Source organism: Planosporangium spinosum (assembly GCF_049999945.1).
In the GTDB taxonomy this organism is placed as follows: domain Bacteria; phylum Actinomycetota; class Actinomycetes; order Mycobacteriales; family Micromonosporaceae; genus Planosporangium; species Planosporangium spinosum.
On sequence record NZ_JBLYUB010000004.1, the window covers coordinates 28,073 to 46,871 of the forward strand.

General features: G+C 71.9%; 14 protein-coding genes. 11 read left to right on the forward strand and 3 right to left on the reverse strand.

Features of this window, described 5'->3' with window-relative positions; all coding sequences use genetic code 11:
• Positions 1-89: 89 nt before the first annotated feature.
• Entirely contained in the window at positions 90-1,004 is a 915-nt protein-coding gene (locus ACNTMW_RS06805; RefSeq protein ID WP_426632550.1) for a 2-hydroxyacid dehydrogenase, read from the forward strand.
• 3 nt (positions 1,005-1,007) lie between these two features.
• Here the strand turns inward: ACNTMW_RS06805 and ACNTMW_RS06810 are convergent, their stop codons facing one another.
• Entirely contained in the window at positions 1,008-1,379 is a 372-nt protein-coding gene (locus tag ACNTMW_RS06810) for a PH domain-containing protein (protein ID WP_426632551.1), read from the reverse strand.
• 114 nt (positions 1,380-1,493) lie between these two features.
• On the opposite strand from ACNTMW_RS06810, the gene ACNTMW_RS06815 reads away from it, so the two are divergent.
• The 3 genes from ACNTMW_RS06815 (at position 1,494) to ACNTMW_RS06825 (ending at position 4,535) form a co-directional block, all read left to right on the forward strand.
• On the forward strand, positions 1,494-2,579 hold the full coding sequence (locus ACNTMW_RS06815) for a WD40/YVTN/BNR-like repeat-containing protein (RefSeq protein ID WP_426632552.1): 1,086 nt from the start codon (positions 1,494-1,496) through the stop codon (positions 2,577-2,579).
• The gene (locus ACNTMW_RS06820) at positions 2,579-2,854 is read left to right on the forward strand and encodes a MoaD/ThiS family protein (RefSeq protein ID WP_426632553.1); all 276 of its coding nucleotides are present in this window, start codon (positions 2,579-2,581) and stop codon (positions 2,852-2,854) included. Before ACNTMW_RS06815 ends, ACNTMW_RS06820 begins: the two co-directional genes overlap by 1 nt.
• Positions 2,855-3,530: 676 nt before the next feature.
• Positions 3,531-4,535, forward strand: a complete 1,005-nt coding sequence (locus tag ACNTMW_RS06825; RefSeq protein ID WP_426632554.1) for a hypothetical protein — start codon at positions 3,531-3,533, stop codon at positions 4,533-4,535.
• 106 nt (positions 4,536-4,641) lie between these two features.
• Here ACNTMW_RS06825 and ilvD read toward each other — a convergent pair whose 3' ends face one another.
• Positions 4,642-6,489: a dihydroxy-acid dehydratase gene (gene ilvD, locus ACNTMW_RS06830; protein ID WP_426632555.1), complete on the reverse strand. Its 1,848-nt coding sequence runs from the start codon at positions 6,487-6,489 to the stop codon at positions 4,642-4,644.
• Positions 6,490-6,728: 239 nt separating this feature from the next.
• On the opposite strand from ilvD, the gene ACNTMW_RS06835 reads away from it, so the two are divergent.
• From ACNTMW_RS06835 to ilvC, 4 genes are all read left to right on the forward strand, one after another.
• Positions 6,729-9,011 (forward strand): putative bifunctional diguanylate cyclase/phosphodiesterase, encoded by a 2,283-nt coding sequence (locus ACNTMW_RS06835; RefSeq protein ID WP_426632556.1) that lies wholly within the window; start codon positions 6,729-6,731, stop codon positions 9,009-9,011.
• A 164-nt stretch (positions 9,012-9,175) separates the two neighbouring features.
• On the forward strand, positions 9,176-11,011 hold the full coding sequence (locus tag ACNTMW_RS06840) for an acetolactate synthase large subunit (RefSeq protein WP_426632557.1): 1,836 nt from the start codon (positions 9,176-9,178) through the stop codon (positions 11,009-11,011).
• 161 nt (positions 11,012-11,172) lie between these two features.
• Positions 11,173-11,691, forward strand: a complete 519-nt coding sequence (gene ilvN, locus ACNTMW_RS06845; RefSeq protein ID WP_426632558.1) for an acetolactate synthase small subunit — start codon at positions 11,173-11,175, stop codon at positions 11,689-11,691.
• Between the two features lie 10 nt (positions 11,692-11,701).
• Complete coding sequence (gene ilvC, locus ACNTMW_RS06850) at positions 11,702-12,715, forward strand: ketol-acid reductoisomerase (RefSeq protein ID WP_426632559.1); 1,014 nt, start codon at positions 11,702-11,704, stop codon at positions 12,713-12,715.
• A gap of 57 nt (positions 12,716-12,772) precedes the next feature.
• Here the strand turns inward: ilvC and ACNTMW_RS06855 are convergent, their stop codons facing one another.
• Positions 12,773-14,023, reverse strand: a complete 1,251-nt coding sequence (locus ACNTMW_RS06855; RefSeq protein WP_426632560.1) for an SGNH/GDSL hydrolase family protein — start codon at positions 14,021-14,023, stop codon at positions 12,773-12,775.
• A gap of 394 nt (positions 14,024-14,417) precedes the next feature.
• Here ACNTMW_RS06855 and serA point away from each other — a divergent pair, with 394 nt between their 5' ends.
• The 3 genes from serA (at position 14,418) to ACNTMW_RS06870 (ending at position 18,572) form a co-directional block, all read left to right on the forward strand.
• Complete coding sequence (serA, locus tag ACNTMW_RS06860) at positions 14,418-16,031, forward strand: phosphoglycerate dehydrogenase (RefSeq protein WP_426632561.1); 1,614 nt, start codon at positions 14,418-14,420, stop codon at positions 16,029-16,031.
• A 96-nt stretch (positions 16,032-16,127) separates the two neighbouring features.
• A complete protein-coding gene (locus ACNTMW_RS06865; protein ID WP_426632562.1) occupies positions 16,128-17,159 on the forward strand; it encodes a 3-isopropylmalate dehydrogenase in 1,032 nt (343 codons plus the stop codon).
• 315 nt (positions 17,160-17,474) lie between these two features.
• The gene (locus ACNTMW_RS06870; RefSeq protein WP_426632563.1) at positions 17,475-18,572 is read left to right on the forward strand and encodes a branched-chain amino acid aminotransferase; all 1,098 of its coding nucleotides are present in this window, start codon (positions 17,475-17,477) and stop codon (positions 18,570-18,572) included.
• Positions 18,573-18,799 lie beyond the last annotated feature (227 nt).

Here is an 18,799-nt window from a genome sequence, read left to right on the forward strand (position 1 = left end):
ATCCGGCGGAACGGGCCGCGCTGCTCTCCACCCGTGGGGCCGTCGGGCGGTCCGACACGGTCGCGTCCGTGGCCGATACGGTCGTATCCGTGAAGATGTGGATCCCCCATGAGATCGGCCGGTCCCTGATCGGCGAGCTGCCCGAGGGTACGACGCTCGAGGTGTTCACCGGTACCGACGACGCGCCGCCGTCCGACCCCGCGACCGTCGAGTTCTGGACCCCGCCGTTCCTGTCGACCGGTGATACATCCGGCCTGCTCCAGAAGATGCCCGGGCTGCGCACCGTGCAACTGCTGTCGGCCGGCGCGGACGCCTGGGCCGACCGGGTACCGGACGGGGTGACGCTCTGCGACGCGCGCGGCGTCCACGACTCGTCGACGTCGGAGTGGGTCGTCACGACCCTGCTCGCGTACCTGCGCAACCTGCCGGCCTTCGTGCGCGCCCAGCAGCGGCGGGAGTGGGCGTACGGGCCGACCGACGAACTGGCCGGCAAGCGCGTGCTCATCGTGGGTGCCGGCTCGATCGGTACGGCGATCGCCCGCCGGCTGGAGCCGTTCGAGGTGTCGCTGACGCTGGTCGCCCGTACCGCCCGCAAGGGCGTGCACGGCGTCGACGAGCTGCCCCGGCTGCTGCCGCACGCCGAGGTGGTGGTGCTCGTCGTGCCGCTCACGCGGGAGACCACCGGCCTGGTCGACGCCGCGTTCCTCGCCGCGATGCCCGACGGCGCGCTGCTGGTCAACGCCGCCCGCGGTCCGGTCGTGGACACCGGCGCGCTGACGGCCGAGCTGGCGACCGGCCGGATCGGCGCTGCCGTGGACGTCACCGACCCCGAGCCGCTACCGGCTGACCACCCGCTGTGGGAGATGCCGAACTTCCTGCTCACGCCGCACGTCGGTGGATCGGTACGCGGCCTGCTGCCGCGCGCGTACCGGCTCGTCGGCGACCAGTTGCGGCGGCTGGCCGCCGGGCGGCCGCTGGAGAACGTGGTGACCGACGGCTACTGACGGCTACCGGCGCGCGCTGTCGGACGGGAGACTGTCCGCCTCGTCGGCGAAGGTCGCCAGGTCGTCGGCGCCGACGGCGGGCAGCCGGACCTGCCGGCCGGTGGTCAGGACCGCGTAGGCCCCCCGGCGACCCGCCGGCACCAGCGCGGTGACGTGCGACCACGGGATGAACCGTGAGCCGAACAGGGCGCGGATGCGCAGCCCCGCCGAGGTGACGTCGGTGCCGGCCCGCCAGCCCCACACCCCGACGAGGATCGGTACCAGCGCGATCGGCAGCAGGTACAGGCGCGAGGTGGCCAGCGGCACGGCGCCGAAGAAGGCGACGACGGCCGCGACGGTGATCGCCGCGTTGTACCGGAACTTGTGAGGGCGCACCCGGCCATCGTCCCATCCGACCGGGCGGGTCTCTCACACCAGGGCCGGAATTGTCGGTGGCCCGGACCATACTGTCGTGGTCCAGATCACAGGCAGCGTGGAAGGGTCCAGACGATGACGGCGTTGATCGCGATCGGCACCGGCAAGGGGTTGTTCCTGGCCCGCAGCGAGGATGACCGCAAGAGCTGGGACGTGTCCGGCCCGCACTTCCCCATGACCGCGGTGTATGCGGTGGCGGTCGACACCCGCGGTGGTTCACCACGGTTGCTGGCGGGGGTCAGCAGCTCGCACTTCGGCCCCACCGTCGCCGTCAGCGACGATCTGGGCGAATCGTGGCGGGAGCCGGAGACGGCGCCGGTCGCCTTCCCCGCCGACACCGGCGTGGCGCTGGAGCGGGTCTGGCAGCTCACTCCGGGGCCGGCGAGCCAGCCCGGACGCGTCTATGCCGGTACCCAGCCGTCGGCGCTGTTCGTGTCGGACGACGGGGGAGTCACGTTCGACCTGGTCCGCGGCTTGTGGGAGCACCCGCACCGGCCGGAGTGGGAGGGCGGCTTCGGCGGCCAGGCCATCCACACGATCCTGCCGCACCCGCACGACACCGCCACCGTGCTGGTGGCCATGTCGACCGGTGGGGTCTACCGGACCACCGACGCGGGTGCCACGTGGGCGCCGAGCAACACCGGTGTCAAGGCGTACTTCCTGCCGGATCCGTTCCCGGAGTTCGGGCAGTGCGTGCACAAGGTGGCCCGCCACCCTGACCGCCCGGACCAGTTGTTCCTGCAGAACCACCACGGCGTCTACCGGTCCGACGACGCCGGCGTGAGCTGGCAGTCGATCGCCGACGGGCTGCCCAGCGACTTCGGCTTCACGATCCTGGTCCACCCGCACCGGCCGGGCGTGGTCTACACCTTCCCGCTGGTCGCCGACGCGCACCGGTACCCGCCGGACTTCCGCTGCCGGGTCTACCGCAGCGAGGACGCCGGTGCGACCTGGACGGCGTTGACGGAGGGGCTGCCCACTGAGCCGTTCTACCCGGCCGTGCTGCGCGACGCGATGGGTGCCGACGACGCCGACCCGGCCGGAATCTACTTCGGGACCCGCTCCGGTGAGGTGTACGCCAGCGCCGACGAAGGCGACACCTGGCAGCGGGTCGCCGCGCACCTGCCCGACGTCCTGTGCGTACGGGCGGCGGTGGTGTAGTGGTCACCGTTCTGCTTCCCGGAGTGCTGCGGGCCGAAGCCGGCGGCGCCGCCCGCCTGTCGGTGCAGTCCGACGGCACGCTGAACGCCGTCGTCGAGGAACTCGCCGCGCGCTGGCCCCGGCTCGCCCGGCGGATCTGCGACGAACGCGGCCAACTGCGCCGCTACGTCAACGTATACATCGACGGAGAAGAATGTCGGACGATGTCGGGCCTGGCCACCCCGGTGGCACCCGGTGCGGAGGTCCTGGTGTTGCCCTCGGTTGCGGGCGGCTGACAAGGTAGCGGGGGTGAGTAGCGGAGAGAGCTGGAACGGCGATGCTGACCCTGCTGTCCCCGAGGACGGTGCGGCGGGCGGGGCGAGACCACGCCGCGCCCGTTTCCGCTGGCGTGACCTGAGCCGGTCGGCGCTCCGGGAGGAACCGCCGCCACCGACCGAGGAACTCGGCGAGGAGGAGTACTGGTCCTATCTGCGCGGCACTCGCGACCACTCACCGGTCGACACGCCGGCAGAGCCGACGACGGACCAGCCGGAGGCGCCGCCGGCCTGGCCGCTGCACCCGGAGCCCGCCGCGCCACCGCCGGGCCGGTCCGCGCCGATGGAACCGGAGGCGCCGCCGGCGCGGACCGCATCGTCGGGTGCTGACGTGCGGCTGGAGCCGGACGAGTCGGCCGGTCCCGACACACGGTGGGAGCCAGGCTGGTCGTTCAGGCCCGGAGCACGGCTGGACCGGGACGGGCCGCCCGGGCCTGACGCGCGGTTCGCGCGGGATGAGCCGTTCCGGCACGGCACATCGCCTGAACCCGTCGTCGCGCCGACGCCTGCCGCGTGGCCGGAGCCCTCCGGCATCGTGGCGCCTGCCGCACCATCGGGGTCCTCCGCCTGGACGGAGCCAGCCGCGCCTGGTGAGCCCGCCGCACCGCACGAGTCCACCACGCCACCGGACCACTCCATGCCGGTGTCGGAGCACACCAGGCCGGCCGGGTCGGGGCGCCGCACGCTGTCCCGTCCGGGCCGGCGTGCGCGGGTACAGCCGGGCATCGCGGGTCGGGTCGCGCTGACGGCCGCCGTCGCGGTCGGCTGGCTGGCGGTCGTGGCGTACGGCGTGGTCCGGTTCGATCCGCTGTGGGGCCTCGCCGCCCTGGCGGCAGGCGTCGGGGTGTTGGCGCTGGGGCTGCGCGGCCGTCCGGTGATCGGGCTGGTACCGGTCCTGGTCGGAGCGGTGGCGTGGGGCCTGGCCACCGGCGGCCAGGCCCCGGCGGAGCTGTCCGACGTACTGGGCGGCCTACGGCTGGTCGGGTGGAACGCGCTCTACGCCGTTCCGCTGCTCGTCGCGTACGGCCTCGCCACCGGCGTGGAGTCGGGCCGGGCGGCACGGATGCGGGTGCGGGCCGCACTGGAGGGCCGGCGATGGTGGGGAAGCGCCGACGTACCCGACGCGGAGCCCCGGATCGACGCGCTGGAGTCCGTGCCGGCGGCGCGGTTCTTCCAACTCACCGACGGTTCCTGCCCGCATCTCGTCACCGCCGGCCGGCGGGCGGCGCTGGTGCGCGCCACGGTGTGGCCGCGCGGCATGTACACCGTCACGGAGGCGGGGGAGGTCCACCGCGACGGCCGCCCGTTCGCCCCTGGCCGTCAGGATCTCACCGGCGTGCTGGCCGACGTCCACACCTGGGCCGAGCGGGTCGGATCCGCGGCGGAGGTGACCGGCTTCCTCGTGGTCCACCCTGCCAGCGACCGTCCCGGCGACGCGGTGGCGGTCGACATCCCGCCGGCCGGCGGCGTACGGGTGGTCACCGCCGACCAGTTCCCGGCGGTGGCGGAGGACTTCCTGGGCGCCGAGCCGTACCGGCTGGACGTGGGGCTCGCCGAACGGCTCGGTGAGCACCTGCCGATCTTCGAACCGGCGCCCCTGCAGACCCTGGGCCACGCCGGGGACACTCAGGCGGGGCAATGATCCGTGGTGTCTTCGTCTGGTGCTGCCCGACGCGGCCCGCTGGCACGGCTGCCCGGTGACCGCCACGGGCCGGCGAACCGGTTCGCCGGCCCGTGGCGCGGATACGTCAGTCGGGAACCTGCCGGTACGCGCCGTCGCTGGCGCTGGTCGCCATCGAGGCGTACGCCCGCAGCGCCGCCGAGACGGGGCGCTGCCGGTCCACCGGCGTGTACGGGCGGTCCCGCTTCTCCTGGGCCGTCCGGCGCGTCTCGAGGACGTCGTCGGGCACGTTCAGTACCAGCGACCGGGCGGGGATGTCGATGGCGATCTCGTCGCCCTCCTCGACCAGCGCGATCACGCCGCCGCTGGCCGCCTCGGGGGAGATGTGCCCGATGGACAGCCCTGAGGTGCCGCCGGAGAACCGCCCGTCGGTGATCAGTGCGCAGGCCCGGCCCAGCCCTCGGCCCTTGAGGAACGACGTCGGGTAGAGCATCTCCTGCATGCCGGGGCCACCGCGCGGGCCCTCGTACCGGATGACCACGACGTTCCCGGCCGTGACGGAGCCGTTGAGGATGCCGGAGACCGCGTCCTCCTGGGACTCGAAGACCCGGGCCGGGCCGCGGAAGGTGAGGCAGTCCTCCGGAACGCCGGCGGTCTTCACGACGCAGCCGTCGGGCGCCAGGTTGCCGAACAGGACCGCCAGGCCACCGTCGGCCGAGTACGCGTGCTCGAGGTCCCGGATGCAGCCCTCGGCGGCGTCGGTGTCAAGGCTCGACCAGCGGTTCTCCGTGGAGAACGGTTCGGTGGTGCGGACCCCACCGGGTGCGGCGTGGAACAGTTCGATCGCCTCCGGCTTCGCGGCGCCACCGCGCACGTCCCAGTCCGCCAGCCAGGAGTCGAGCGAGTCGGCGTGCACCGAGTGGACGTGCTTGTGCAGCAGCCCGGCCCGGTTGAGCTCACCGAGGATGGCCGGGATGCCGCCGGCCCGGTGCACGTCCTCCATGTGGTATTTGGGGCTGTTGGGCGCGACCTTGGCCAGGCAGGGCACCCGGCGGGAGACGGCGTCGATGTCGGCGACCGAGAAGTCCATCCCGGCTTCCCGGGCAGCGGCGAGCAGGTGCAGCACCGTGTTGGTCGAGCCGCCCATGGCGACGTCGAGGGCCATCGCGTTCTCGAACGCCTCGCGGGAGGCGATGGCGTGGGGCAGGACCGAGGCGTCGTCGTCGCGGTAGTAGCGGCGGGCCAGGTCGACCACGGTCCGCCCGGCGGTGACGAACAGGTCCCGCCGCGCCGCGTGGGTCGCGAGGGTCGAGCCGTTGCCGGGCAGTGACAGGCCGATCGCCTCGGTGAGGCAGTTCATGGAGTTGGCCGTGAACATGCCGGAGCACGACCCGCAGGTGGGGCAGGCGGAGCGTTCGATCTGGCCGAGCTGGTCGTCGCTCACCGCGTCGTTGGCCGAGGCGATCATCGCGTCGATCAGGTCGATCTTGGAGTGGACGATGCCCTCGATCGCGACCGTCTTGCCGGCCTCCATCGGGCCGCCGGAGACGAACACGGTGGGGATGTTGAGCCGCAGCGCCGCCATCAGCATGCCGGGCGTGATCTTGTCGCAGTTGGAGATGCAGACCAGAGCGTCCGCGCAGTGCGCGTTGACCATGTACTCGACCGAGTCGGCGATCAACTCGCGGCTGGGCAGCGAGTAGAGCATGCCGCCGTGTCCCATGGCGATGCCGTCGTCGACGGCGATCGTGTTGAACTCCTTGGCCACGCCGCCGGCCTCGGCGACCGCCCCGGCGACGAGCTGGCCGAGGTCTTTGAGGTGTACGTGCCCGGGTACGAACTGGGTGAAGCTGTTGGCGACGGCGACGATCGGCTTGCCGAAGTCGTCGTCGGTCATCCCGGTGGCACGCCACAGGGCGCGCGCGCCGGCCATGTTTCGACCGTGGGTGGATGTCTTCGACCTCAGTTCGGGCATGCGCACCAGTCTGGCACCGCTTCCGCCGACCGGGGAGGCCAAGGGCACGTGAAGTCCACGACGCGGGACATTCCCGGTCCTCCCGCCGGCGTACCGGTCCTCCTGCCGGCGTCCGTGATCCGCCGCCGGCGTACCACATCCGCCGCACCGGCGGCCGGATGTCACGTAAATGACCAGTGAGCCACGAATGAGCGATGGAGGTGGGACAGAATCCCGGCCAGTGGGGCACAGTGGAGTTCGTGCCTGTCATCTACGATCTCGCCCTCGCTGCGACGGCATCCGTCGTCGCGGCCGGGTGCTGCGTGATCGTTCTGCTCAGGCCCGGGCGGTCCACGGGTGACCGCGGCACCCGCCCGCTCCTCGCCGCCGCGTTCGGGGCGGGTGCGCTCGGTCTGGTGGCCGTCGCGGTCGACGCGGCCGTGACCGGTGGAGGGTCGCCGACCCGGATGGCCGGCGAGGCGGCGGTCGGGACCGCGTTGTCGACGCTGCTTGTCCTGGTCGGCGTGCTCGGCGTGCTCGGAGTGACGGGCGGTCGCCGTGGCCTGCTGCGGCACGTCCTGGACGGCCTGGTGATCGCCACCAGCGTGTTCTACGCCGGGTGGGTGCTGCTGATCGAGCCGCTGCACCGGTACCACCTGGGCACCGCCGTCCCGCTGCGCCTCCAGGCATCCTGCGCGGTCGCCGCCGGCCCGGTCCTGGTCGGCCTCGTCGCGCTAGGGATCCTCGCGGCGGTGGCACTCAAGTCACGCCCGGTCCAGCGGCTGTGCCTGGTCACCGCGGTGCCGTGCCTGTTCGGGGCCGGGCTGCCGGTCGCGGTCTACTTCCAGCATGGTGCGTTCACGCTGGTCGCAGCGGCGGGGTACGCGGTCGGCGGGGTGGTCCTGGCGAAGACGGTCCGGGCGGCACCGCCCCGGCGGCAGCCGGGCGGGCGGGCGGCCGAGGCGACCCACGACGGGCTCGCGGTCTCCCTCGGGCTGGTCGGGCTGGCGGCCGCGGCCTGCGTGATCCACCTGTTGTTCCTCAGCGGCTCGATCGACCAGGTCAGCATCGCCACCGCGATGATCATCGGCGGAGCGCTCGCCGCGCAGCAGGCGCTCGCCCGTACCGATCTGCGCCGTACCACCGAGCGGCTGGCGCAGAGCGAGCGGCACTTCCGCGAGATGGCCTACACCGACCCGCTGACCGGGCTGGCCAACCGGCGTCGGCTGCTCAACACCCTCCAGGAGGAGGCGGTGGGCGGGCCGCCGTGCGTACTGCTGGCGATCGACCTGGACGGGTTTAAGAACATCAACGACAGCCGGGGGCACGACGTCGGCGACGCGGTGCTGGTCGAGGTCGCTGCGCGGCTGCGGGGCAACGTACGGCCGGGCGATCTCGCCGTACGGGTGGGCGGCGACGAGTTCGAGGTGCTGATGTGGGCCCGGGCGACCGAGGCGACGGCGGTCGCCGAGCGCCTGCTGGCGGTGCTGTGCCGGCCGTACGAGGTGGAGGCCGGCTCGGTGTTCCTGTCGGCGAGCATCGGCCTGGCCGGCTGCGCGACCGCCGACTCGATCGAGGGGCTGATGCGCAACGCGGACGTCGCCCTGCGCTTCGCCAAGCAGCGCGGAAAGCAGCGCGTCGAGCAGTACGACCTGGCGTACGACCAGTGGCTGCGCCGGCGTACCGAACTTGAGCACGAGCTGCGCGGCGCCGCCGACCGCGGTGAGCTGATGCTGGTGTACCAGCCGGTGGTGCACCTGCCGGACGGCCGGGTGACCGGGGTGGAGACGCTGCTGCGCTGGCACCATCCCCGGCTGGGTACGGTCGGGCCGGACGAGTTCATCCCGCTGGCCGAGGAGTCCGGTCTGATCGACCGGCTGGGCGAGTTCGTGCTGCACGAGGCATGTCACCAGCTCTCCCGCTGGATCGCCGACGGCCACGACGTCTACCTGACGGTCAACGTCTCACCCCGGGAGCTGCACGACCCGGAGTACGCCACCCGGCTCGGGCAGCTGCTGCGTGGCCACCGGGTGCCGCCGGAGCGCCTGGTCGTCGAGATCACCGAGCACGCCGTGGCGCAGGACGTGCAGCAGGTGGTCGACCGGCTCACCGCGCTGCGCGCCGCCGGGGTACGGGTGGCGCTCGACGACTTCGGCTCCGGGTACTCGTCGCTGGGGCAGCTACGTACGCTGCCGGTCGACATCCTCAAGATCGACCGGACGCTCATCGCCCCCACCGGTACCGGGTCGGTGCGGTTCGCCCCGCCGCTGGCGGATGTGGTGGTCCAGCTCGGCAACCGGCTCGGCCTCGACGTGGTGGCGGAGGGGATCACCGAGGCCGGGCAGCGGAAGGTACTGGAGGATGCCGGCTGTCGGTACGCCCAGGGTGACCTGTTCGGTCGCCCCATGCCGGCGGAGCGGGTGGAGGTGTTGTTTCGCGCCGCAGTAGGGTCGCCAGGCGGGCGTGACGTCGACTCGGACGACGCGACCAAGGTCCAAAACGTGGGATCGGTTGACTCAGGGCGTGAGATGAGGCAGAGTTAGCGCCATGTCGACCTGGTCTCGCCGAGTACTTGTCACCTAGCGCGCCGACCTCGTTTGTCGACGCGCTAGCCCCCGTGCACCCCGCACGCGGGCTTTTTTAATGCCCTCGCCCCCCTGCCCCCGCGTACTCGCGAGCCCAACCCGTCCAACCCGAAGGCGATCCGATGAGCAGACCAACGCCAGAAGTCCTCGCCCACCGAACTGCTGCCCCCGCCGCATCCGCACCGTCCCACCAGGTGGCGCAGATCACCGAGGGGCCGATGAGCGGTGCCAGTGCACTCGTCCGTTCGCTCGAGGAACTCGGCGTGGACGTAGTCTTCGGCATCCCGGGCGGCGCGATCCTGCCGGCGTACGACCCGCTGTTCGACTCGCAGAAGGTGCGCCACATCCTGGTCCGCCACGAGCAGGGCGCGGGCCACGCGGCGACCGGGTACGCGCAGGCCACCGGCCGGGTCGGGGTCTGCATGGCCACGTCCGGACCGGGCGCGACCAACCTGGTGACCCCGATCGCCGACGCGTACATGGACTCGGTGCCCATGGTCGCGATCACCGGCCAGGTGGCCAAGAGCGCGATCGGTACCGACGCGTTCCAGGAAGCCGACATCCAGGGCATCACGCTGCCGGTCACCAAGCACAACTACCTGGTCCAGACCGGCGAGGAGCTGCCGCGCATCCTGGCCGAGGCGTTCCATCTCGCCAGTACCGGCCGCCCGGGCCCGGTCCTGGTCGACATCCCCAAGGACGTGCTGCAGGGCCAGACCATGTTCAGTTGGCCGCCCACGCTGGAACTGCCCGGGTACCACCCGACGCTGCATCCGCACGGCAAGCAGATCCGCGAGGCGGCGCGCCTGATCGCCGCGGCCAAGCGGCCGGTGCTCTACGTCGGTGGCGGCGTGCTGAAGGCGGGCGCCTCGGCCAGCCTGCGCAAGCTGGCCGAGCTGACCGGCGTGCCGGTGGTGACCACGCTGATGGCCCGCGGCGCGTTCCCCGACTCGCACCGGCAGCACCTGGGCATGCCCGGCATGCACGGGACCGTCTCGGCGGTGTACGGGCTGCAGCGTGCCGACCTGATCGTGGCGCTGGGCGCCCGCTTCGACGACCGGGTCACCGGCAAGCTCGACTCGTTCGCGCCCGGCGCGACGATCGTCCACGCCGACATCGACCCGGCCGAGATCGGCAAGAACCGCGCGGCCGACGTGCCGATCGTCGGTGACGCCCGGTACGTCATCGACGAGCTGATCACCGCGGTCGGCACGGAGTACGCCGCCGGGCGCAAGGCCGACCTGTCCGAGTGGTGGAGCCAGCTCGACGACCTGCGCGATCGGTACCCGCTGGGCTGGGAGGAGCCGTCGGACGGCACCCTCGCCCCGCAGCAGGTGATCAAGCGCCTGGGCGAGCTGGCCGGGCCGGACGCGATCTACGTCGCGGGCGTGGGGCAGCACCAGATGTGGGCCGCCCAGTTCATCTCGTACGAGAACCCGGGGACGTGGCTCAACTCCGGCGGTCTCGGCACGATGGGGTACGCCGTGCCGGCCGCGATGGGCGCCAAGGCCGGCGCGCCGGACAAGACCGTGTGGGCCATCGACGGCGACGGCTGCTTCCAGATGACCAACCAGGAGCTGGCCACCTGCGCCCTGGAGGGCATCCCGATCAAGGTAGCCGTGATCAACAACGGCAACCTGGGCATGGTGCGGCAGTGGCAGACGCTCTTCTATGACGAGCGTTACTCCAACACCGACCTGGGGACCCACAAGCACCGCATTCCCGACTTCGTGAAGCTGGCCGAGGCGCTCGGCTGCGTGGGGCTGCGCTGCGAGACCGTCTCCGACCTGGACAACACGATCGCCGCCGCGATGGCCGTGACCGACCAGCCGGTGGTCATCGACTTCGTGGTCGGCAAGGACGCGATGGTGTGGCCGATGGTCGCGGCCGGCACCAGCAACGACGAGATCATGTTCGCCCGCGGCGTGCGGCCGCGCTTCGACGAGGACGATGTCTGACATGAGCGAGCGTAGTGAGCGAATCATGGAGCACGGTCCATCGGTGGCTCATGCCGGTGACGAGCGAAGCGAGGCAGCGGCATGAGCGAGCGTAGTGAGCGAATCATGGAGCACGGTCCATCGGTGGCTCATGCCGGTGACGAGCGAAGCGAGGCAGCGGCATGACCACGCACACCCTGTCGGTTCTCGTCGAGAACAAGCCGGGCGTCCTGGCGCGGGTCGCGGGGCTGTTCTCCCGGCGCGCCTTCAACATCGACTCGCTCGCGGTGGGGGAGACCGAGAACCCCGAGGTCTCCCGGATCACCATCGTGCTGAACGCCGAGGCGTCCCCGCTGGAGCAGGTGACCAAACAGCTCAACAAGCTGGTCAACGTGCTGAAGATCGTTGAGCTGGAGCACAATGCATCGGTACAGCGGGAGCTGGTGCTGATCAAGGTGCGTGCCGACCGGCCGGTCCGGTCGCAGGTGCTCGAGACCGTACAACTGTTCCGCGCGCGCGTGGTCGACGTCGCCCCCGACGCGCTGACGATTGAAGCCACCGGCACGGCCGAGAAGCTGGACGCGTTGATCCGCGATCTGGAGCCGTACGGGATCAAGGAAATGGTGCAGTCCGGCATGGTCGCGATCGGTCGCGGTTCGCGGTCGATCACCACGGGACCAGCCCTCCGGGCCGCTAGCTGAAAGGAAAGACATGACCGCCGAGGTGTACTACGACGACGACGCCGACCTGTCGGTGATCCAGGGCCGCAAGGTGGCGGTCATCGGGTACGGCAGTCAGGGTCACGCGCACGCGCTGTCGCTGCGCGACTCCGGCGTCGACGTCCGGGTCGGCCTGCCCGAGGGCTCGAAGAGCCGGGCCAAGGCCGAGGAACAGGGGCTGCGGGTCGTGACCCCGGCCGAGGCGGCCGCCGAGGCCGACGTGATCATGATCCTGGCTCCGGACACCGCCCAGCGCAAGATCTACTCCGAGTCCATCGCCCCGTCGCTGACCGCGGGCAAGGCGCTGTTCTTCGGCCACGGCCTCAACATCCGGTACGGGCTGATCGAGCCCCCGGCCGACGTCGACGTCGCCATGGTCGCCCCCAAGGGCCCCGGCCACCTGGTGCGCCGCCAGTTCGTCGACGGCAAGGGCGTGCCCTGCCTGGTCGCCGTGGAGCAGGACGCCACCGGCAACGCCTTCGCGCTCGCGCTGGCGTACGCCAAGGCGATCGGCGGCACCCGGGCCGGCGCGATCAAGACCACGTTCAAGGAGGAGACGGAGACCGACCTGTTCGGTGAGCAGGCGGTGCTCTGCGGTGGCGCGGCGGCGCTGGTGCAGACCGGCTTCGAGGTGCTCACCGAGGCCGGGTACGCCCCGGAGATCGCGTACTTCGAGTGCCTGCACGAGCTGAAGCTGATCGTCGACCTCATGTACGAGGGCGGCATCCAGCGGATGCGCTACAGCATCTCCGACACCGCCGAGTTCGGTGACTACACCCGCGGTCCGCGCGTGGTCAACGCGCAGACCAAGGAGGAGATGCGCAAGATTCTCTCGGAGATCCAGTCGGGTGAGTTCACCCGGGAGCTCATCTCCGACGACGACGCGGGCCGGCCGCTGCTGACCAAGTACCGCGAGCAGGGTACCGCGCACCCGATCGAGGTCACCGGCAAGAAGCTGCGCGACATGATGAGCTGGGTGGACCGCCCGATCACCGAGACGGCCTGACCGTCCGTGACCCGGCGCCGGGGTGGCCACCATCGCCCCGGCGCCGGGAGGTCCGGTTCAGTCGCGCAGCAGCGCCGTCAGGTCGACCGCGTCCGCGATGGCCCGGCAGCCGGCGTCATTCGGGTGCAGGTGGTCGCCGCTGTCGTAGGCCGGGCGCAGCGCCCCCGGCCGGGCCGGGTCGGCCAGTGCCCGGTCGACGTCGACGACGCTGTCGAAGACGCCGCTGGTGCGTACCCATGCGTTGACCGCGTCGCGCACGGCGACCCGCGCCGGGGCATCCAGGAAGGACCCGCCGAACGGGGCGATGGTGGAGCCGTGTACCCGTAGTCCCTGGGCGTGGGTCTGCACGACGACCTGCCGGTAGCCCGCGATGATCTCGTCGGCCGTCGCGTCGAACCCGATGTCGTTGACGCCGATGTGGACGATCACGTCACGGGCACCGGTCTGGGCGAAGACGTCCCGGTCCAGCCGGGCCAGGGCGGGCACGCCGTAGTAGGCCTCACCGTCGCGCGGGGCGAGCAGGCGGTTGCCGCCCAGTCCCGCGTTGGCCACCGACAGGGTGGGGCCGCGCCGGGCGACCAGTCGGCGGGCCAGGTGGTCGGGCCAGCGCTGGTTGGCGTCGCCGGTGGTGGCGCTGGTGTCGGTGATCGAGTCTCCGAGGGCCACGACGGTACCCACGACCCGGTGCGGGGCGCGGACGTCGACGCCGTCGACGAACATCCAGCACGGCGTGGAGCCGTACCCGCCGCCGGTCACCGCGCCGGTCAGGTCGCCGCCGCCGAGGTAGTTGCCCTGTGCGGTGAACGGATGGTTCGTCACCGGTCCGGTCGCCTCCGGTACGTACACGCTGACCAGCAGTGTGCCCAGTCCGGTCACGGCCAGGGCGGTGGGGTCGCTGAATACCTGCGCGCCGGCGGGGATCGTGACGTCCGGCCGGCCGCCGAAGGTCAACGTGCGCATCGTGCCGGGTACCGCGTCCGCGCCCGACGACCGCACCGCGACCGTGGTGCGTCCGATGTGGACCGCCCGGGTGCCGAAGGTGTTGGTCAGCCGGATCCGTACCGCGTCGCCTCCGGTGCTCAGGAAGACCACGTTGCGCACGGTCTGGTCGCGCAGTCCGCTGCCGGCCGGGCAGGTCGACCACGGGATCTCGGTGCCGGCGACGGGGCTCGCGGCCCAGCCGGTGACCCATCTCGCCGCGCCGGTACCGCTGGCCGGCGCGGTTGGCAGCGCCAGCGCGCCGGCCAGGGCGAGCAGTCCGGCGATCGCCGTGACCAGTGCGGTACGGGCCGCGCCCGGACGGTTCATGGCCGCTCCTCACCGATAGACATCGATAAACTTCTGTCGAGCCAACAACTTAACCGGTCCACTGTCAATAGCGGCATCTCCGGCATGGCCGCCCGGCGGATCGACGCCGGTGGAGCGTGCTGGCAGGTGGTGCACTGCTGAACCGGTTCGGTTAACGGTTCCTAAGACGAAAATCGATGCGTACGGTCTGTCGGATCGGCCCACGCGACGCCCCGGGCCGCCCTACGATCGCCGGGACGGCAGCCACCGCCGTCGCTCTCGCTCCCGTGGCGGCGGTGGCCGCTGTTGCTCCGCTCCGCGAGCGGCGACGACCGGGCGTTGCTCGGCCCGTCGGCGGCGCCGGCCGCCGGTGACAGCTCTGTCCCTCCCGATCCCGATCGAGAATCGAGGAGCCTTGACATCCTCCGTCACTGACCGCCCGGTGGTGCTCGTCGCGGAGGAGCTGGCTCCCGCCGCGATCGACGTGCTCGCGGACGACTTCGACGTCCGGCACGTCGACGGCACCGACCGGGCCGCCCTGCTCCACGCTCTCGCCGGCGCGCACGCCGTCGTTGTCCGCAGCGCCACCGTGATCGACGCGGAGGCGATGGCCGCCGCCCCCCGCCTGAAGGTGATCGCCCGCGCCGGCGTCGGGCTCGACAACGTCGAGGTACCGGCCGCCACCGCCCGGGGCGTGATGGTGGTCAACGCGCCGACCTCCAATATCGTCTCCGCCGCGGAGCAGGCCGTCGCGCTGCTGCTGGCGGTCGCCCGGCACACCGCGAGCGCCAGCGCCGCGCTGAAGGCGGGGGAGTGGAATCGGTCCCGGTACACCGGGGTGGAGGTGTCCGGCAAGACCGTCGGCGTGGTGGGCCTGGGCCGTATCGGAGTGCTCTTCGCCCAGCGGATGGCCGCGTTCGGGGTACGCCTGATCGCCTACGACCCGTACGTGCAGCCGGCCCGCGCGGCGGCGCTCGGCGTCCGCCTGGTCGGCCTGGACGACCTGCTGGCCGACAGCGACTTCATCTCCATCCACCTGCCGAAGACGCCGGAGACGGTGGGGCTCATCGGCGCCAGGGAACTGGCGATGGTCAAGCCGGGCGTCCGCATCGTCAACGCCGCCCGCGGCGGCCTGGTCGACGAGCAGGCTCTCGCCGACGCGGTCGCCGAGGGGCGGGTCGCCGGTGTGGGCATCGACGTGTACGCCAAGGAGCCCTGCACCGCGTCACCGCTGTTCGCCTTCGGCAACGTGGTCGCCACGCCGCACCTCGGAGCGTCCACGGTGGAGGCTCAGGACAAGGCCGGTCTCGCCGTGGCCCGCAGCGTGAAGCTGGCGCTGTGCGGCGAGTTCGTCCCGGACGCGGTCAACGTGCAGGCGGGCGGGGTGGTCGCCGAGGAGGTACGGCCGCTGCTGCCGCTGGCCGAACGGTTGGGCCGGGTCTTCACCGCGGTCGCCGGCGGCATCGCCGCCGCGGTCACCGTCGAGGTGCACGGCGACGTGGCGAACAACGACGTCTCGGTGCTGAAGCTGGCCGCCACCAAGGGACTGTTCGCCGGCGTGGTCAGCGACCAGGTGACATACGTCAACGCTCCGCTGCTCGCCGCCGACCGCGGTGTCGAGGTGGAGCTCGCGGTCTCACCGGAGTCCACCGACCACCCCAACCTGGTGACGGTCCGTGGCGCGCTGCCGGACGGCCGCGTGGTCTCGGTCTCCGGTACGCACGTCGGCGGGCCACGCGAGGCGCTCAAGCTGACCGGGCTCGACGGGTACGAGCTGGACCTGGCCGCCGACGGCGTGCTGCTGTTCCTGCGCTATGCCGACCGGCCCGGCGTGGTCGGCACGGTGGGTTCGATCCTCGGCGCGGCCGGCGTCAACATCGCGGCGATGCAGGTCGCCCGGCGCGAGGCCGGTGGCGAGGCGCTGATGACGCTGACCGTGGACAGCGCCCCCGACCCCGACCTGCTGGGCTCGGCGGCCGAGGCGGTCGGCGCGACGGCGGCCAGCATCGTGGACCTGTTCTTTTCATGATCAGAGCGTCCACCAGGTGGACCCGGTGTACCGATAGCTAGGACGATGGCTTAACGTTTCTTCGAACGCACGTGGCGAGAGAACGGACTGAAGACGGTGGCACGGATCGCGGTGGTGGCCGGCGACGGCATCGGGCCAGAGGTGATCGCACAGGCCCGCAAGGTGCTCGACGTGGTCCTGCCCGGTACCGAGGCGACCGAGTACGACCTGGGTGCGGCGCGATACCACCGCACCGGCGAGGTGCTGCCCGACAGCGTCCTGGCCGAGCTGGCCCAGCACGACGCGATCCTGCTCGGCGCCGTCGGTGATCCGTCGGTGCCGTCCGGCGTCCTCGAGCGCGGCCTGCTGCTGAAACTGCGGTTCGCGTTCGACCAGTACGTCAACCTGCGCCCGTCGCGGCTGTGGCCGGGCACCACGAGCCCGCTGGCGGGCGCCAAGCCGGGCGACATCGACCTCGTGGTGGTCCGGGAGGGCACCGAGAGCCTGTACGCCGGGGCCGGCGGGAACCTGCACCAGGGCACCGCGGCCGAGGTCGCCACGGAGGAGAGCCTCAACACCCGGTTCGGCGTGGAGCGGGTCGTCCGTGACGGGTTCGCGCGCGCCATGCGGCGCCCGCGCCGCACGCTCACCCTGGTCCACAAGAACAACGTGCTCACCCACGCCGGTGGTCTGTGGGCGCGCACCTTCGCCGAGGTGGCGGCCGAGTACCCCGACGTCACCACCGAGTACCAGCACGTCGACGCGGCCGCGATGTTCCTGGTCACCCAGCCGCAGCGGTACGACGTGATCGTCACCGACAACCTGTTCGGCGACATCCTGACCGACGTGGCCGCGGCGGTGACCGGCGGCATCGGCCTCGCGGCGAGTGCCAACATCAACCCCGATCGACGCTACCCGTCGATGTTCGAGCCGGTACACGGCTCCGCGCCGGACATCGCCGGCCGGGGCATCGCCGATCCGGCCGCCGCGGTACTCTCCGTGGCGCTGCTGCTCGACCACCTCGGCCACCCCGAGGCGGCCGGACGGGTCACCGACGCGGTCGGCGCCGAACTCGCCGCCCGTACGCCCGGCGCCCCGCTGCGCACCGACGAGGTGGGCGACCGGCTCGCTGCCGCGGTATCCGCCTGACCGGTATCCGTCTGACCGGTTCCCGGCTCGCCGGCGTGATCCGCGCCGCGTGTCAGAGGTGGCTGCCCGGCGGTCACGCGCGCCCGCCGACCGGGGACAACGGCATCTCGCCCACCCGTTGTGGGGTGTCATTTTCCGCCGATCGAAGCCTTTGACCCTTACGGCCGACCTCTTTAACGAGCGTTCGGGGTAGGTTGCAGGAACGGCTTTAACGAGCGTTCGGGGTAAGTTGCAGGCACGGCGGATTCGGTGGTCGACCTGTCACGCCGATCAACACTACGATTCTCATCGAGAGATCACACTTACGGAGGGCACATGAGCGGCGGTGAGAGCCTCGCGTTCGAGATTCATCCGAATCCGGCAGCGGTATCCGCCGCCGAGCGGGCCGCGATGCTGGCCAATCCCGGGTTCGGGCGGATCTTCACCGATCACATGGTCACCATCCGGTACGCGGAGGGCAAGGGCTGGTACGACGCCCGGGTCGAGGCTCGCGCGCCGATCCCGATGGACCCGGCGACGGCCGTCCTGCACTATGCGCAGGAGATCTTCGAGGGGCTCAAGGCGTACCGGACCGACGACGGCGGCCTGACCATGTTCCGGCCCGACGCCAACGCGCGCCGGTTCCGGGCGTCCGCTCGGCGGATGGCGATGGCGGAGCTTCCCGAGCAGGTGTTCCTCGACTCGCTCACCGAGCTGGTGCGCATCGACCGGGGCTGGGTGCCCGACGACCCCGAGGGCAGCCTGTACCTGCGCCCCTTCATGTTCGCCAGCGAGGTGTTCCTCGGCGTCAAGCCGTCCGCCGAGTACCTCTACGTCGTGATCGCCTCGCCGGTCGGCCCCTACTTCAAGGGCGGCTCCGTGGCGCCGGTCACGGTCTGGGTGTCGAGCGAGTACACGCGGGCGGCGCCCGGCGGCACCGGCGCGGCCAAGTGCGGCGGCAACTACGCCACCAGCCTGGCGGCGCAGGCCGAGGGGATCGAGCACGGCTGCGAGCAGGTGGTGTTCCTCGACGCCGTGGAGCGCCGCTACGTCGACGAGCTCGGCGGCATGAACATCTTCTTCGTGTTCGACGACGGCACCCTGATCACGCCGCCGCTCGGCACGATCCTGCCCGGGATCACCCGGGACGCCGTGATCACGCTCGCCCGCGAGCAGGGGCTCACGGTCCGCGAGGAGCCGTACTCGATCGACCAGTGGCGCGCCGACGCCGCGAGCGGCCGGCTGCGCGAGGTGTTCGCCTGCGGTACCGCCGCGGTGCTCACCCCGATCGGCATGGTCCGTTCCACCGACGGCGAGTTCGTCATCGGCGACGGAGGTACCGGCGAGGTGACGGCGCGGCTGCGCCAGACCCTCGTCGACATCCAGCGCGGCCACGCTCCGGACGCCCACGGCTGGGTGCACCGGCTGATCTGACCCGCGGGCCCCGGACCGTCGTGGCAGGCGGAGGCCGGCGCGACGGTCCGAGGGACCGGGAAACCGTGGCGGAGGCCGGGACGACCGCCGAAAGGGCGGGAACGGTGGCGGCGGCCGGCCCGTCCAAGGACGCATGTCGACCTCTGCCCGCTACACCGACCTGCCGCTGCGGACCCTGGTGCTCACGCTCCGGGTGCCGGTGCCCGCCGAGCCGCCGAAGCCGTCGG

What these genes read in the sequence shown, in the direction of transcription:
- ilvD (WP_426632555.1), bottom strand. Translation starts at nt 6,489, where the DNA reads ATGCCCGAACTGAGGTCGAAGACATCCACCCACGGTCGAAACATGGCC.
- ACNTMW_RS06870 (WP_426632563.1), top strand. Translation starts at nt 17,475, where the DNA reads ATGAGCGGCGGTGAGAGCCTCGCGTTCGAGATTCATCCGAATCCGGCA.
- ACNTMW_RS06840 (WP_426632557.1), top strand. Translation starts at nt 9,176, where the DNA reads ATGAGCAGACCAACGCCAGAAGTCCTCGCCCACCGAACTGCTGCCCCC.
- ilvN (WP_426632558.1), top strand. Translation starts at nt 11,173, where the DNA reads ATGACCACGCACACCCTGTCGGTTCTCGTCGAGAACAAGCCGGGCGTC.
- ACNTMW_RS06855 (WP_426632560.1), bottom strand. Translation starts at nt 14,023, where the DNA reads ATGAACCGTCCGGGCGCGGCCCGTACCGCACTGGTCACGGCGATCGCC.
- ACNTMW_RS06825 (WP_426632554.1), top strand. Translation starts at nt 3,531, where the DNA reads ATGCCGGTGTCGGAGCACACCAGGCCGGCCGGGTCGGGGCGCCGCACG.
- ilvC (WP_426632559.1), top strand. Translation starts at nt 11,702, where the DNA reads ATGACCGCCGAGGTGTACTACGACGACGACGCCGACCTGTCGGTGATC.
- ACNTMW_RS06815 (WP_426632552.1), top strand. Translation starts at nt 1,494, where the DNA reads ATGACGGCGTTGATCGCGATCGGCACCGGCAAGGGGTTGTTCCTGGCC.